We start from the raw sequence: 15,017 nt of genomic DNA on the forward strand, positions 1-15,017 counted from the left end.
CGCCCTTGCTCACGGGATCGATACAGCGCCCGGCTGTATCGATCCGGGCGAAGCGCACCTGAGTCTTATCGACCGAGGATCGGCTTCCTAGACTGCGCGGCATTGATGCGGTCGATGGAGAACCATTCATGTTTAAGCCATGGGCCCGCGTGGCCGCTTGTGCCCTGCCCGTGCGACTGCTCCTGCTCAGCGAAATGCTGAGCTTGCTGGCGAGCGCCGTCGGCCAAGTCAGCGTGGCATGGTGGATTGCGCAGAAAGGCGGCGGTGTCGACCTCACTCGCTACGGCGTTCTGATGGCGCTGTGCTCGCTTCTCGCCATGCCGCTGCTGTCACCCATGGGGGACCGGTGGCCCAAGCACCGACTGATCCGATTCGCCAAGGTCTGTCAGCTGCTGGATGCCGTGGCTTTGGTCCTGCTCTCGTTGAGCGGCACCTACCAGCTGCCGCTGCTGTGCGCCTGCAGCGTGCTCTCCATCCTGGCAAACGCCATGCTGTTGCCGGCTCAGGCGAGCATCCTTCCGGAGCTGGTCGACACCAAGAGATTGCCCGAAGCCATTCGACTGCGGCGCGGAGCACAGGCATTGGGTGGGCTCCTCGGTCCAGGCCTGGGCGGCGCCGCACTGGCACTCGGCGATGTGAGCCTGGCGATGGTCATGAACCTGCTGATGTTCGCAATGGCCACTGTCGCCGCGTTCCGTCTTCGCGAGCCGCAGTTCCAGGCAAAGCGAGCTGCGACCTCTGGCTGGCTAGGTGACATCGGCGCTGGCTTGCGGGCCAAATGGGGTGTGCCGCTGGATCGCTGGTGGACCCTGACGGGCGCGTTGATGATGGTGTTCTTTCTGCCCGCGACAGGCATGCTGCTGCCCTTGCGCCTGCAGTCTCTGCATCTCTCGGCGCTGTGGTTCGGTGCCTGCGGCGCTGCGTTGTCACTGGGCCTCTTGCTGGGCGTTGCCGGGTTGGCAGACCACCTCATCGCGCGCCTGGATCGAGCGCGAGCGATGTTCGTGGCACTGCTGGTGTGCGGGCTGGCTGTCGGCGCAGTCGGCCTGTGCGACTGGGCGCCGGGCCTTGCCCTGTTGTTCGCACTGATGGGCATGTGCATGTCGGTGACCCAGCTGGTCGGTCAGACGCATCGCATGCTGGCCATTCCCGAGGGCTTTCGATCGCGCATGACCGCCGGGCAACTGGCCATCGCTCAAATTGCAGCGGCACTGGCTCCCACCGTGGCTGGAGCCCTGCTGCTCCGCTGGTCAGTGGCTGAGGTCTACCTGCTTCTGGGCGCCGGCTTCCTCTGCAGCGGTGTGCTCTTGCTGGCCGTGCCCGGGCTGCGGCCGTTTCTGCGGCTTGACCACGAGAGTGTGAGGAACTGGTATGGCCGACGCCATCCCGAGGCTTTCAGTTGCGATCGGTGATGACCTCTGCGCTGCTGTGCGAGCCTGGCCCAATGAGAAGATGCGCCCCCTCTCCTACAACGGAATCCATTCGACGATGACGGTCTTCAGCACCACCCGGCGCACATTGCTGACGCTGATCGGCGGCCTGTCCGTCTTCCGCGCTGCGCAAAGCGGCGAAAGAGACACGTTCACGCTGGTGCCCGAACTCGCCGAAGGGCAGATCCAGCGCTATCGGCTGGACCAGCAATCGGTGCGCAACGGCACGATCGCACACCGCGCGCGGTCCACGGTGGCACTCGAGATTCGAGAGCGGATCGCCGGCGGCTGGCTGGCGCGCTGGACATCCTCGGACGGCGAACTCCTCGAGGTTGACCCTCGCGTGCGTCCGATGTTGGAAGCATTGCACGCGTTGTGGGAAGGCGTAGCGATCGACCTCTTGCTCGACGAAGGCGGCCGCGTCGCCGGCCTGGCCGATCCTGCGGCCGTGCGAGCGCTGGGCGAGATGTCGCTCGATCGTATGGTCGAGCTGCTGTCATCCGACCCTGCGCACGCACCGGTGGTCAATTCGCTACGAGCCATCATGTGGCCGATGATGACTGACGAGGGAATGCTCGCGCAAAGTCTGCTGAAGGAACCCGCGATCCTGCTCGGCGCGATGGGCCACGCCTATCGTGTCGGCACCCCGCTGGAGGTTCGCACTCGTATCCCCTCGCCGATCGGTTCCGGCACCATTCCGATTCTTGGGCGCTACCAGGTGCGCGGCATCGCCTCGCGCAGCTCGCGGGCCGACATCGGCTGGCTGATGGTGATCGACCGCGCGAGCGCCGCTCGCACACTCGGCACCGAGATTCTGGACGTCGCGCGTCGCGCCGAAGCGGCCATGCCGGCGCCTGCAGGCGAACGACCCGAACCCGTTGCTGACTCCGTCATCGTCGACAGTATGGCAACTCTGGACTTCGACGACCGTGGCGACTTCATGGTCGACACCGCGACCGCGTGGCCGGTGAGCGTGCGCCATCTGAGGCGCATTTCGGCCGGCGAGAGCTCGCGGGTCGATACGGTCGAGCTGACGCGCCTTTCGGCCTGAGGGCGACAGGCTCCGGGCGGCGATCGCCCGCGGGCCGCAAGCTGAAGTCGGCACCGCCCACCCGACCACTATCGCCCGCCTTCGGGGAGCTTCGCGACCACCTTGATCTCGAACTGGAAGCCATAGAGCCACGTCACGCCGATGCCGGTGAGCGTTGGGTGCGGCGCATTGCCCCAGTACTCCGGCACCACCTTCCAGACCGTCTCGAAATTCGATTCGGGATCGACGATGAAGACGGTGACGTCGACCACGTCGTCAAAGGTGCAGCCTGCAGCCGCCAGGACCGCGTTCAGATTCTCGAACGCGAGGCGCACCTGCGCCTGCAGTTCGGGCTCGGGCGAGCCGTCCGGGCGGCTGCACACTTGGCCCGAGACGAACAGAAAACCATTGGACCGGATCGCCGGCGAATAGCGATTGCGCTCGTAGAGCGCTTGGCGGCCGGCCGGGAAAACGACATCTCTTGTGCTCATGATGGATTGCCTTGTTGTTCAGGGTGAAGGGACTTTATGGATCTGCCTCTTTCGGATAAACAAGCAAGGCCAACAATCACTGTTTGCCGATCTCAAACAATATTCGAAAGAGGTAGGAGCCGATGGACCGTTTCGATGCGATGCAGGCCTTCGCTCGCGTGGTGGAAGCCGGCAGCTTCACCAAGGCGGCCGAGACACTTCACATGAGCAAGACCAGCGTGACGCAGCTGGTGCAACAGCTGGAGGCGCGGCTGCGCGTCAAGCTGCTCAACCGCACCACGCGCAAGGTCAACGTGACGGCCGATGGCGCGGCCTACTACGAGCGCGTGGTGCGCCTGCTGGCCGACATGGACGATGCCGAGACCAGCCTGTCCAGCGCCTCGGCCTCGCCCCGGGGCCGGCTGCGCGTGGACGTGCCGAGTCCGCTGGCCCGCATGATCCTCGTGCCGGCATTGCCTGCTTTCCACGCGCGCTATCCCGACATCCAGCTCGACATGGGCGTCAGCGACCGCATGGTGGACCTGATCCACGAGAACGTGGATTGCGTGGTGCGCGGTGGCGAGCTCACCGACCAGTCGCTGATGGCACGCCGCGTGGGCGACCTGCAGCTCGGGGCCTACGCCGCGCCGAGCTACCTGGAACGCGCTGGCACGCCCGCGCATCCGCTCGAGCTGGAAAACACGCACCACCGCATCGTCGGCTTTCTTTGGTCGCGCACCGGCAAGCCGTTTCCATATGCCATGCACCGCGACGGCGAGCGCGTCGAAGTGCAAGGCCGCTACGTGTTTTCAGTAGACGATGGCAACGCCTACCTCGCGGCCGGCCTGGCGGGCATGGGCGTCCTTTGGTTGCCGCACTACATGTCCGAGGCGCACTTGGCGCGTGGCGAGCTGGTGCCCCTGTTCACCGGTTGGCGCTTCGATCCGATGCCCTTGTACGTGGCGTTTCCGCCGAACCGGCATGTCAGCGCCAAGCTGCGCGTGTTCATCGATTGGATCGTTGAGCTGATGGCGCAGCATGCGCCGGTCAACGGTCACCGTGCGGCGTAATCCGTGACTAGAGGTCTGCCCCGGCTTTACCAGGCTAGCCCTCTTCTCGCTTGACGGACTGCAGCCTGATGAACCCGCCCAGGGCTGCCAGTGCGATGGAAGCAATGATGTAGGCCAGCATGGCCCTCGGAGATGTCCTGAAGACCACCAGCGACAGCACCCCGCCAAGCACGCCGACAGCCATGACCTGAAGACGAGGCAGCTGGCGCGCGAAGCGTGCGGCGACGTAGCCCGCCGCAACGGGGGGAACGAGCAAGGCGAGGAAGGCAAAGAACGAGGCCATCGCTTGCCCGGCCTGCGACGGCATGGCGTGCTGCAACCCCAACGCGGACGCCGCTCCGACCAGAGCGGCCGGGACGCCATAACAAGCCAACAAGGTGAGCAGGACAACCTTCCAGTCGATGTGCTTCAGATACGGGGACATTCGAGTTGTTTGCCTTTGACGAAACCTACCGTTTTACATGAGAGCTTTGAGCCGCCCCTCCGGCGAAGGATCTCTCGAGCGTCACCAAGCTCCATCACGTGGCTCCCAGCAACTCCAGCGTTCGTGCATCTCTTCGCCCATCGCACAGGCTCGAGATGGCTGCCTCGAAGGGACCTTCGTTCGGCACGACGCTCGCGAACAAGGTCATGCACGAGCAGAACTTCATGTCGTCCGGGCTTCCAAAGATGTCGTGCAACGATTTGCCGTCACCCGCGGCGAGTGCAAGTTCGGTGCACTCCTTGAGCCTTTGGCCCAACACCTGGTGACGCCAGTATCGAGCCGCTTCCTCAGCAGACTGTAAGCCGTAGGTGAGGGCCATGGCGCTGCGCCCCAGGCCACGAAGTTGAGGAAACACGAACCACATCCAATGGGTGGTCTTGCGACCTCGTCGAAGCTCCTCCAGCACGCTCTGGTACACCGGGCGCTGCGCGCGGACGAACCGCTCAAGGTTGTTCGATTCGATGTCCATATCTGCTCCGTATGAGTGAGCCGGCGGGAGGCGGGTAGCGCGCCTGCGTCAGACCAGGATCTCGAGTCGGCTTTGATGCATGTCAAAGCAACCACAGCATCTCTTTCCTACGATAGATGCATACGAAAAGCCCCTTCACCCAACGGCTCAAGGTCGCACTGGCCAGCATCTGGTCTGCCGGCTTTGGCGTCTACGCGATTCGCCACTGGCCCATCCTCTTTCGTACGCAGCTGGACGGTAGCCCCAGGGTAAAGCAATGGACTACATGACCGTCAAGCTCATCCACCAGAGTGCGGTCGCGCTGTCACTGACCGGGTTCTTCGTTCGAGGCGCAGCGTCGCTCTCGGGTGCTACCTGGGTGCAGATCCGCCTGGCCAAGACACTCCCGCACCTCATCGACACCGTGCTGCTGCTCTCGGCGCTCACCCTCGCGTGGATGCTGAGCTTGACGCCAGCAAATGCCCCTTGGCTGATGGCGAAGGTGGTGGGCGTCGTGATCTACGTCGCACTGGGCGTCATCGCCATGCGCCCGACGCGCTCCAAGCGCGTTCGCGTGGCAGCGTGGCTGGCGGCGATGGCCACCGCTGGGTGGATCGTCTCGGTCGCCATCACGAAGAGCGCATGGGGCGTTTTCAGCCTCATGGCCTAGACGCTCCAAGCCTCTTTCAACCCTCCTGTTGATCTGGATCAAACGGGCCGGCCTGGCAGGCCTTGATGATCGATCAACAGTCGAACTTTCCAGCTGGGCACCAAGCCCGGTGCGACCCTGTCGCAACAGAAAGTGCCGTCATAAAAACCTTGGAATGGAGACCTCACGTGGACAGACCACCCGGCACCAAGTCGCAAGAGCTGCGCGGCTTCCTGTTGCTCACTGCAGTGCTCGCGCCGGCCCTGGCGATCGCGGTCGTCACGGGTTACGGCTTTCTCGTCTGGATGTACCAGCTGTTCGCCGGCCCACCGGGTCCTCGCTTTTGAACGCGCTCGCAGCCAAGGTGTTGGACGAAGAGCTGCACATCGCAAGCATGGTCGTCCACGCGCCTCCTGCTCGTTTGGCCAGCGTGTCCGACCAGATCAGGAACATCGCCGGGGCCTGCATCCACGGCGCCTCGGACATCGGAAAGCTCGTGGTGACGATTGAGACGTCATCGGCGGAAGAAATGTCGCAGCGCGTGATGGAGATCCAGCGGATGGACGGCGTGTTCTCTGCCGCGCTCGTGTACCAGTGCGCCGACAGGCTGGCAGTAATGAATGAGGAGTTGCCGAATGCTCAGGCGTGATTTCATCAGGAACTCGGCCGCGGCTGCGGCGGGCGCCACCGCAGGTATTTCGATACCCGTTGTGGCCCAAGGCAGTGGYGACGCGAACGTCAAATGGTCCAAGGCCCCTTGCCGGTTCTGCGGCACGGGCTGCGGGGTGTCGGTTGCAGTGAAGGACAACCGCGTCATCGCCACACAAGGCGACCCCAAGGCAGAGGTGAACCGAGGCCTCAACTGCATCAAGGGCTACTACCTCTCCAAGATCATGTATGGCGAGGACCGCCTGACGACACCGCTCCTGCGCATGAAGAACGGCAAGTACGCGAAGGACGGCGAGTTCGAGCGCGTCAGCTGGGACCGGGCGTTCGACGTCATGGCCGAGCAGTTCAAGCGCGTTCTCAAGGAGAAAGGCCCCACTGCCGTGGGCATGTTCGGCTCCGGGCAGTGGACGGTCTGGGAAGGCTACGCCGCGCTCAAGTTGATGAAGGCGGGCTTCCGGACCAACAACCTCGACCCGAACGCCCGGCACTGCATGGCGTCTGCCGCCGTCGGCTTCATGCGCACCTTCGGGGCCGACGAGCCCATGGGTTGTTACGACGACATCGAGGTGGCCGACGCGTTCGTGCTGTGGGGCTCGAACATGGCCGAGATGCACCCGATTCTGTGGACGCGGGTCACCGATCGCCGGCTGAGCGCGGAGCATGTGAAGGTCGCCGTTCTCTCGACGTTCGAACATCGCTCCTATGAGCTTGCCGACATCGAAATGACGTTCAAGCCGCAGACCGACCTGGCCATCCTCAATTTCATCGCCCACTACATCATCAGCACGGGGCGGGTGAACAAGAGCTTCGTCGAGAAGCACACCACGTTCTTGCGGGGCAACACCGACATCGGCTATGGCTTGCGGCCCGAGCACCCGCTGCAAAAGGCCGCCAAGAACGCCGGCGCCAAGGCCGGCGGCTCGCAGCCGATGAGCTACGACGAGTTCGCCAAGTTCGTCTCGACCTACGACCTCGAGTACACCGCCAAGCTGACGGGTGTCCCCAAGAACCGGTTGGAAGCACTCGGCGAGCTGTACGCCGACCCGAAGATCAAGGTGATGTCGTTCTGGACGATGGGGTTCAACCAGCACACCCGCGGTGTCTGGTGCAACAACATGGTCTACAACATCCACCTGCTGACCGGCAAGATCTCGACGCCCGGCAACAGCCCGTTCTCGCTGACCGGCCAACCGTCGGCTTGCGGCACGGCGCGAGAGGTCGGCACCTTTGCGCACCGGCTTCCGGCCGACATGGTCGTCACCAACCCGAAGCATCGGGAGCACGCAGAAGAAATCTGGAAGCTGCCGCACGGGACCATTCCCGACACGCCGGGGTACCACGCGGTCCTGCAGAACCGAATGCTCAAGGACGGCAAGCTCAACGCCTATTGGGTGATGGTGAACAACAACATGCAGGCGGGCGCGAACCTCATGCAGGAGGGCTACCCGGGCTACCGCAACCCCGCCAACTTCGTCGTCGTGTCTGACGCGTACCCGACGGTCACCGCCGTCGCTGCCGACCTCATCCTGCCCGCTGCCATGTGGGTTGAAAAAGAAGGCGCTTATGGCAACGCCGAGCGCCGCACGCACTTCTGGCACCAGCTCGTCAATGCACCGGCAGATGCGCGCTCCGACCTTTGGCAGCTGATGGAGTTCTCCAAGCGATTCAAAGTGGAGGAAGTCTGGCCACCTGAACTCATTGCGAAGAAGCCCGAGTACAAGGGCAAGACGCTCTTCGACGTCCTCTTCCGCAACGGGCAGGTCGACAAGTTCCCTGTGAGCGATGTCGAGGCCGGCTATGCGAATGACGAGGCCAAGGCGTTCGGCTTCTATCCGCAGAAGGGCCTCTTCGAGGAGTACGCCATGTTTGGCCGGGGCCACGGCCACGACCTCGCGCCCTTCGACACGTACCACCAGGAGCGCGGCCTCCGCTGGCCTGTCGTCAACGGCAAGGAAACACGCTGGCGCTACAAGGAAGGGCTCGACCCCTACGTCAAGGCCGGAACGGACTTCCAGTTCTACGGATTCCCCGACGGCAAGGCGCGCATCTATGCCCTGCCCTATGAACCACCGCCCGAGGCACCAGACAACGACTACCCGTTCTGGCTGTCAACGGGTCGGGTGCTCGAGCACTGGCACTCCGGCTCGATGACCCGCCGCGTTCCCGAGCTGCACCGCGCGGTGCCTCACGCGGTTTGCTACATGCACCCCGACGACGCGGCCGCGCTCGGCTTGCGCCGCGGCGTTGAAGTCGAGATCAGCTCCCGCCGTGGCTCGATGAAGACACGCGTCGAGACTCGCGGCCGCAACAAGCCGCCGCGAGGACTGGTGTTCGTACCGTGGTTCGACGCGAGTCAGCTGATCAACAAAGTGACGCTCGACGCCACCGACCCCATCAGCTTCCAGACGGATTTCAAGAAGTGCGCCGTCAAGATCGTGAAGGTCGGCGAGGTCAAGCCGGAGCGCGGAGCATGAGCGCCCGGCACATCCTGGCCATCCTGTCGCTGGTGCTGGTGCAGCACCAAGCGATTGCAGCACCCTTCGTCGATGCAGCGCGCGGCCCCACGCCCATCACGGAGGAAGCCACACCCCCGAGACTGGGCAACGCCATCAACGACGACAACCGGCTCAAGCGCAACCACCGCTACCAGCCGCCGGTCATCCCGCACCGCGTCGACGGCTACCAGGTCGACAAGAACTTCAACAAGTGCCTGGACTGTCATGCCCGCGCTCGAACGCCGTTCTCGCAGGCCATCCCTGTCAGCGCCACGCACTACATCGACCGAGACGGCAAGGTCCTGGACCATGTGTCCACGCGGCGCTACTTCTGCCAGCAGTGCCACGTGGCCCAGGACGCCGTGCCGCCCATCGTAGGGAACGGCTTCAAGGGCGACGAAGGTGACATCGCGCCGGCCGCCGCATCGGCACCCACCACGTCCAAGAAGAAATAGAAGAGGAGACGAGCATGTTCAAGCTCATCAAGTTCTACTGGGGCATCTTGTCGCGGCCCAGCGTCCACTTCAGCCTGGGCATTCTCACCATTGCGGGTTTTGTTGCGGGCATCGTCTTCTGGGGTGGCTTCAACACCGCGATGGAGGCCACCAACACAGAAGCCTTCTGCACCGGCTGCCATGAGATGCGGGACAACGTCTTCGCAGAGTTGAAGACCACCATCCACTACACCAACCGCTCAGGCGTTCGGGCCGTGTGCTCCAACTGCCACGTGCCTCATGAGTGGACGAGCAAGATGGCCCGCAAGATGCAAGCCTCCAAGGAGGTGTGGGGCAAGATCTTCGGCACCATCGACACGCAGGAGAAGTTCCGCGACAAGCGCCTTGAACTGGCGCAGCACGAATGGGCGCGGCTCAAGGCCAACGACTCGCTCGAGTGCCGCAACTGCCATCAGTACGCCTCGATGGACTTCACGCGGCAGAGCGTTCGTGCACAGAACATGCATTCGACTTACCTTGCCAGCAAGGAGAAGACCTGCATCGATTGCCACAAAGGCATCGCCCACCACTTGCCGCACATCCCACCCGGCGAAGCGCCTACAGATACGCCGGGGCAGATGGTTCCGATGCCACAGAACGCGGGCAATGTGGTACCGGTCTCGCAAGCAGCGATTGCCGTCTCGAACTGAGGTCTGGAGCTTAGCGATGAAGCCACGACGCCACGTTCAATCCGACAGTCGTTCGACTCTAGCGACTTGCGATCTGCCCATGTGGAGAGGCAATCTGGGGACAGAAGATGATGTTCGATGCGTTTACTGTGGCCACGCTACCGATGATCACTACGATCCAGGTTGTTGGGATTTGTCGTATGAGCAATTCAAGGCGGCTTTCGCGCGAGTAAATAAGTCGCACGTCTATGGCTTGCCCAAAGATCATCCGAACTCGATATTGAGCGGCGATATCGTTGAGAGGAAGGTTTGCCTGCACATTTGTCCCATGTGCGGCTGGTGGATAGCTGAGGATCGCGCTGTTCTACCAGCAATGAGCTGTCAGCAATGGGTAGTCACGCTTGCATTGGCGCCAGCGCTAATGGAACTGGACCTAGCCAACATCGAGCTTCCCATTCAGGAGGTGAGGCGTTACCTCGCACGAGAATTTGAACGACGAGCGGTGATGCACCCTAGGCTTTTCGAACTCACTGTCGCCAGCGTATTCGCAGATCTTGACTATCACCCGTTGGTGACTGCCTACTCAAATGATGGCGGAATCGACGTCATACTGCGGGCCGATTCGGGGGAACGGATTGGTGTCCAAGTGAAGAGGCAGAAGAACTCTGTAGGAGTCGAGCAAATCAGGGCCTTCCTGGGCTCTCTTATGCTTGGAGGATACAGACGAGGTGCCTTCGTTTCGTCATCGCGCTTCACTAGAGGGGCGATTGGTGCAGCTAGAAGAATCACAGAAACGATCATGCCAATCGAGCTCGTCGACTGTGAGCGCTTCTTCGACATCCTGGGATGCGCGCAGTTGTCGCAGGCGCCTGAGCCGGAGCAGTGCATTGAAGACCCGGCGAAGATGAAATTTCATTCGCAGGCTTGCTATCACCTCAACACATTGTGATTCACGCACCGTTGATCCGTGGCGGGTTTCAATGCGAGCAAGTTCTCTAACAAGCGCGGTGGCGAAGGAGCATTGCTCCATTGTTCTGACTCGGCTGCGGCCTTAGCACTGGATAATTTTCATGCGAAGGGCAGCCGATCCGGCCCCCGGGTGAGGGGCATAAGAGCAGGCCAGCGTCATCGCGAGCAAGGCCCGCGCTCGCTTCGCTGCTTGCTCCGCGGGGTGTATCTCAGCCCTCTGCAACAAGGGCGGCAAATCTAGCCGCGCACGCCGTCGGGCAACTCGATCTTGACCTCCAGCACTTCGAGGTTGTCCTGGCGTTCGAGGTGGACCTTGATGTCCTCCGCCTTGATCGACACGTACTTCGAGATCACCGCGACCAGCTCGCGCTGGAGCGCGGGCAGGTAGTCGGGCCGGCTCTTGCCCAGGCCACTGCGCTCGTGCGCAAGGATGATCTGAAGCCGTTCCTTGGCGACGCTCGCGGTCTTCTTCTTCTCGCCCAGCAGAAAGGAAAGGAGAGACATGTGCTTACCTCCCACCGAACACGCGCTTGAAGAAACCGGGCTTGGGTGCGTCGGTGAAGCGCATCTCGCGGCTCTCGCCGAGGAAGCGCGCGACGATGTCCTTGTACGCCTCGGACACGTCCGTGCCCTTCATGTGCACGGCCGGTATGCCCTGGTTCGACGCGTCGAGTACCGTCTCGGACTCTGGCACGACACCGATCAGCTCGATGCGCAGGATTTCCTTGATGTCGTCGAGTGACAGCATCTGCCCGCCCTGCACCCGGTTGGGGTTGTAGCGGGTGATCAGCAAGTGCTCCTTGATCGGCTCCTTGCCGTCGATCGCCCGCTTCGTCTTCGAGGCCAGCATGCCGAGGATGCGGTCGGAGTCGCGCACCGACGAAACCTCGGGGTTGGTGACGACGAGCGCCTCGTCGGCGAAGTGCATCGCCATCAGCGCGCCGGTTTCGATGCCGGCCGGTGAATCACACACGATGTATTCGAAGCCCATCGCTCCGAGGTCGGTGAGGATTTTCTCGACGCCGTCTTGCGTGAGCGCATCCTTGTCGCGCGTCTGCGAGGCGGCGAGCACGAACAGGTTGTCGCACTGCTTGTCCTTGATCAGCGCCTGGTTCAGGTTCGCTTCGCCTTGGATGACGTTGATCAGGTCGTACACCACACGGCGTTCGCAGCCCATGATGAGGTCGAGGTTGCGCAGCCCGACATCGAAGTCGATCACGGCGGTCTTGTGGCCGGCCAGCGCGAGGCCGGACGCGAAGCTGGCGCTGGTCGTGGTCTTGCCCACGCCGCCCTTGCCTGAAGTCACCACGACGATCTTGGTCATTGGTTGGGAGTCCTTCTAGTCGATGGTTAGGGGCACGACAACGAGTTTCTCGCCGTCGAGCTTCACCTGCCCCGGCTTGCCCAGCACGCTGGCGGGCAGTTCGGTTTCGGTGGTGCGGTAGATGCCTGCGATGGAGAGCAGCTGCGGTTCCATGCAGGTCGAGAAGATGCGCGCGCCGGCGTCGCCCATCGCACCGGCGAGCGCGCGGCCGCGCAGCGGCGCGTAGACATGGATGTTGCCGTCGGCGATGACTTCGGCACCATGGCTCACGACCGCGAGCACGACCAGGTCGCAGCCCTTGGCGTAGACGCGCTGGCCGGAGCGCAGCGGCTTGTCGACGATCAGCGTCGTGCGGGCCGGCGCGGGCGCTTCATCGGGCGCTGGTGGTGCGGGCGTGGCCGGCAGATCTTCTGGCCTGACGCTGCGCACTGGCTGCGCCGGCGCAGCGGGGCCGTGAGCCTCGCTCAAGCCTGCGGCGAGCGCGGCTTCCATCTGCAGGGCACTGCCCGACTTCGCCGCGATCGGCAACATCTTGTGGCCGCGCAACAGATTCACCAATGCCACGAAATCGATCGCCTCGGTGCTGTCGCGCACCAGCGAGAGGTCGATCGCCACCGGGTCCTGGTCAAACAAGCCGGGCGCGTCGGCGAAGCGCTCGTCCAGCGCCTGCGACAGCAGCGCCAGATCGGTCGTCTTGAGCACAACGGCCACCAGCGAGAGGCTCGCGCTTTTCAGTTCGAAGGCAGCTGGCGTGGTAGAGGCGGGTGAGACAACAGCCATGAATGCAGACAGCGGCAAAGGCTGCGAGTTTAGCGGCTGCTTGCGCCGCGTCGGCTCACAACTACAAGCGGGCGCAGATGTGCCTGGCACCCAGCGCGGCTGAACTCAAATGGTGACCACCGGAACACACTCACGAGGCCTCGGCGATCTCACGATGCGAGATTCTCTATAGCTTTGAAGCCTCGGACTAAGTTCCCGGTGGAAGCTCGATCCCTTTGAGCAGCTGTCGCATCGAATCATCGATCTCCGCGGTGGTCGCAGCGATCGGTCGGCCGCTGGTGACCAGCTTGTTCAAGAGCGCGAGCATCGGGTCCACTTCGTATGGCTTGGAGAGGAATCCGTCGTAATCCTTGAACGCGCTTCGCACGATCGACTCATTGGTGCCGCTCGTGAACACGAACGGAATGTCTCGCAGCAGAGGATCCCGCCGGACGTGGTTCCCGAGTTCCGCCCCATTCATGTGCGGCATCATGAAATCGGAGAGGATCAGTGAAGGCTTCTCGGCGCTGAGCAGCTCAACGGCTTCCTGGCCATTCGCCGCTGCCGCCACGCGGTATCCGTGAGATTCCAGCAGCAGCTTCAACACCTCGGCGGCGCCGTGCTCATCTTCCACAACCAGAATCAGCTGCATTTGGCGCCCCTTGTCAGTTGCCTTTTCGGCTCGCTTCGCTATCGCCAGTCGCTTCTCTTGGAAGCAGCTGGATGTCGACGATGGGCTCTTTGGCGCCGCCGCCACGTACCTTCATGACCTTCAACGCGCGAGCGCCACGTCCATCTCGCCCCTCGCCGCGGGTCAAGGTGAATGCGTTGTCGAACCAGCCGACAACGCCTTCGGCCAGGGGCGTTGCCGCCGCAACGGCCAGCGCATCGGGATCGACAGTGAATATGGATGTGATACCGCGCTTTTTCAGTTCGCTCAGCAAGCGCCCCAGAAATCGGTAGCCGCGTTCGGGGAACGCAAGCGTGTCGGCGAGCCCCGCCAAGCCGTCGACCACCAGCCTGCGGACTTTCAGCTCGTCGACCATGCGCAGCAGCTTGTGCCCCATCTCGTCCATCGATTCATCTTCACGCCCCAACTCTTCAATCGTCAAAGCCCCCGAATCAACTGCTTCGCCCACTGCCAATCCGAGTTCGGTGCCGAGACGCCTCAACTCTTCAGCCGATTCCGTGCAAGCAAGGAGAAGACCGGGCTCCTCTAAGTCGCTTTGTCCGGCGAACGCAAGCGCCGCACTGGTCTTGCCGGTGCCACTTTGTCCGATCAGGATGGAATTGCTACCGGAGTACAAGCCCCCAACTCGTAGGACAGCGTCCAGTGACGGGAGCCCGGTAGAAATAACGAGCCGCGGAGAACTTGCCGTGCCGGCGTCCTCCGCGGGCAACGCCTCAAGCCGCGGAAAGAAGCGCAAGCCTTCGTCTGTGATGCAGAAGGTGTGATCGCCACGGATCACGCGACTCCCTCTGAACTTGCGCACCTGGATGCGACGCTCGGCACGCCAATGGAACGAGCGATCCTCGAAGGCGAAGATTCCGTCGACCATGGTTTGCTCGGCACTCAGGACGCTGCCACGACCGCTGGTCAGGACCAGGCACGTACAGGACATCGCGCTCACCAGGCTTTGGAGTTCATGCACAAACTGCCGAACCACATCACCGGTATTGCGCTGCTCGCCTTCGACCACCAGCCCATCCACGATCAGAAGCGACGCACTGCTTCGCTTGATCTCTCCACGCAGCAGACTGACAACGCCCTTGAGTCCGCCTTGCTCGAGGTCTTTGTAGCCACTCAGGTAGAAGACCTTCGAGTTGACGTACTTGCGGTCGAAGAAGGTCTGCTCATCCATGTGCTGCAGCATTCGCGCGTGCGACTCGGCGAGCATGGTGACGTACAGGGTGGTGGTCCCTTTGCGCGCGTGAACGTAAGCAATCTGGTTCGCCAGGGTGGTCTTGCCCACGCCAGGAGAACCCTCGAAGATGTAGACGCCGCCCTCGAAAAGCCCGCCGCCCAGAATCGTATCGAGGCCAGGCACTTCAGTCGGTAGTCTCTTCAACATGTTCGCTCCCTCTTCCGGTACTCAG

At 62.8% G+C, this 15,017-nt stretch carries 18 protein-coding genes; 10 read left to right on the forward strand and 8 right to left on the reverse strand.

The features are described 5' to 3' along the window. Nucleotides 1–128 precede the first annotated feature (128 nt). Entirely contained in the window at nucleotides 129–1,412 is a 1,284-nt protein-coding gene (locus tag AC1DYS_RS26275) for an MFS transporter (RefSeq protein ID WP_477904511.1), read from the forward strand. Beyond that, nucleotides 1,372–2,481: a hypothetical protein gene (locus tag AC1DYS_RS26280; protein WP_477904512.1), complete on the forward strand. Its 1,110-nt coding sequence runs from the start codon at nucleotides 1,372–1,374 to the stop codon at nucleotides 2,479–2,481. The genes AC1DYS_RS26275 and AC1DYS_RS26280 overlap by 41 nt, the downstream gene beginning before the upstream one ends. A 68-nt stretch (nucleotides 2,482–2,549) precedes the next feature. Here AC1DYS_RS26280 and AC1DYS_RS26285 read toward each other — a convergent pair whose 3' ends face one another. Continuing rightward, the gene (locus tag AC1DYS_RS26285) at nucleotides 2,550–2,951 is read right to left on the reverse strand and encodes a RidA family protein (protein ID WP_477904513.1); all 402 of its coding nucleotides are present in this window, start codon (nucleotides 2,949–2,951) and stop codon (nucleotides 2,550–2,552) included. 122 nt (nucleotides 2,952–3,073) lie between these two features. Here AC1DYS_RS26285 and AC1DYS_RS26290 point away from each other — a divergent pair, with 122 nt between their 5' ends. Next, nucleotides 3,074–4,000 carry a LysR family transcriptional regulator gene (locus AC1DYS_RS26290; RefSeq protein WP_477904514.1) on the forward strand — a complete coding sequence of 309 codons (927 nt, stop codon included), beginning with the start codon at nucleotides 3,074–3,076 and terminating at the stop codon, nucleotides 3,998–4,000. A gap of 34 nt (nucleotides 4,001–4,034) precedes the next feature. Here AC1DYS_RS26290 and AC1DYS_RS26295 read toward each other — a convergent pair whose 3' ends face one another. Further along, nucleotides 4,035–4,424, reverse strand: a complete 390-nt coding sequence (locus AC1DYS_RS26295) for a hypothetical protein (RefSeq protein ID WP_477904515.1) — start codon at nucleotides 4,422–4,424, stop codon at nucleotides 4,035–4,037. 94 nt (nucleotides 4,425–4,518) lie between these two features. Then, nucleotides 4,519–4,953, reverse strand: coding sequence for a DUF1810 domain-containing protein (locus tag AC1DYS_RS26300; RefSeq protein ID WP_477904516.1), 435 nt, complete (start codon nucleotides 4,951–4,953; stop codon nucleotides 4,519–4,521). A 256-nt stretch (nucleotides 4,954–5,209) separates the two neighbouring features. On the opposite strand from AC1DYS_RS26300, the gene AC1DYS_RS26305 reads away from it, so the two are divergent. The 7 genes from AC1DYS_RS26305 (at nucleotide 5,210) to AC1DYS_RS26335 (ending at nucleotide 10,817) form a co-directional block, all read left to right on the forward strand. After that, nucleotides 5,210–5,602: a SirB2 family protein gene (locus AC1DYS_RS26305; protein WP_477904517.1), complete on the forward strand. Its 393-nt coding sequence runs from the start codon at nucleotides 5,210–5,212 to the stop codon at nucleotides 5,600–5,602. Between the two features lie 167 nt (nucleotides 5,603–5,769). Beyond that, the gene (napE, locus tag AC1DYS_RS26310) at nucleotides 5,770–5,928 is read left to right on the forward strand and encodes a periplasmic nitrate reductase, NapE protein (RefSeq protein ID WP_477904518.1); all 159 of its coding nucleotides are present in this window, start codon (nucleotides 5,770–5,772) and stop codon (nucleotides 5,926–5,928) included. Nucleotides 5,929–5,945: 17 nt separating this feature from the next. Next, nucleotides 5,946–6,230 carry a chaperone NapD gene (locus AC1DYS_RS26315; RefSeq protein ID WP_477904577.1) on the forward strand — a complete coding sequence of 95 codons (285 nt, stop codon included), beginning with the start codon at nucleotides 5,946–5,948 and terminating at the stop codon, nucleotides 6,228–6,230. Further along, nucleotides 6,217–8,724, forward strand: coding sequence for a periplasmic nitrate reductase subunit alpha (gene napA / locus AC1DYS_RS26320; RefSeq protein ID WP_477904519.1), 2,508 nt, complete (start codon nucleotides 6,217–6,219; stop codon nucleotides 8,722–8,724). The genes AC1DYS_RS26315 and napA overlap by 14 nt, the downstream gene beginning before the upstream one ends. Continuing rightward, nucleotides 8,721–9,200: a nitrate reductase cytochrome c-type subunit gene (locus tag AC1DYS_RS26325; protein ID WP_477904520.1), complete on the forward strand. Its 480-nt coding sequence runs from the start codon at nucleotides 8,721–8,723 to the stop codon at nucleotides 9,198–9,200. The genes napA and AC1DYS_RS26325 overlap by 4 nt, the downstream gene beginning before the upstream one ends. Before the next feature lie 14 nt (nucleotides 9,201–9,214). Further along, nucleotides 9,215–9,889, forward strand: coding sequence for a cytochrome c3 family protein (locus AC1DYS_RS26330; protein ID WP_477904521.1), 675 nt, complete (start codon nucleotides 9,215–9,217; stop codon nucleotides 9,887–9,889). A 16-nt stretch (nucleotides 9,890–9,905) separates the two neighbouring features. Next, nucleotides 9,906–10,817: a restriction endonuclease gene (locus AC1DYS_RS26335; RefSeq protein WP_477904522.1), complete on the forward strand. Its 912-nt coding sequence runs from the start codon at nucleotides 9,906–9,908 to the stop codon at nucleotides 10,815–10,817. A gap of 257 nt (nucleotides 10,818–11,074) precedes the next feature. Here AC1DYS_RS26335 and minE read toward each other — a convergent pair whose 3' ends face one another. From minE to AC1DYS_RS26360, 5 genes are all read right to left on the reverse strand, one after another. Beyond that, the gene (gene minE / locus AC1DYS_RS26340) at nucleotides 11,075–11,341 is read right to left on the reverse strand and encodes a cell division topological specificity factor MinE (protein ID WP_047490024.1); all 267 of its coding nucleotides are present in this window, start codon (nucleotides 11,339–11,341) and stop codon (nucleotides 11,075–11,077) included. Nucleotides 11,342–11,345: 4 nt separating this feature from the next. After that, the gene (gene minD / locus AC1DYS_RS26345; RefSeq protein WP_477904523.1) at nucleotides 11,346–12,161 is read right to left on the reverse strand and encodes a septum site-determining protein MinD; all 816 of its coding nucleotides are present in this window, start codon (nucleotides 12,159–12,161) and stop codon (nucleotides 11,346–11,348) included. A 15-nt stretch (nucleotides 12,162–12,176) separates the two neighbouring features. Then, entirely contained in the window at nucleotides 12,177–12,941 is a 765-nt protein-coding gene (minC, locus tag AC1DYS_RS26350) for a septum site-determining protein MinC (protein WP_477904524.1), read from the reverse strand. Nucleotides 12,942–13,128: 187 nt separating this feature from the next. Then, on the reverse strand, nucleotides 13,129–13,572 hold the full coding sequence (locus AC1DYS_RS26355) for a response regulator (protein ID WP_477904525.1): 444 nt from the start codon (nucleotides 13,570–13,572) through the stop codon (nucleotides 13,129–13,131). Nucleotides 13,573–13,585: 13 nt separating this feature from the next. Next, nucleotides 13,586–14,992: an RAD55 family ATPase gene (locus AC1DYS_RS26360; protein WP_477904526.1), complete on the reverse strand. Its 1,407-nt coding sequence runs from the start codon at nucleotides 14,990–14,992 to the stop codon at nucleotides 13,586–13,588. Between the last annotated feature and the right edge of the window lie 25 nt (nucleotides 14,993–15,017).

It is taken from the genome of Rhizobacter sp. P2_G4 (assembly GCF_056403575.1).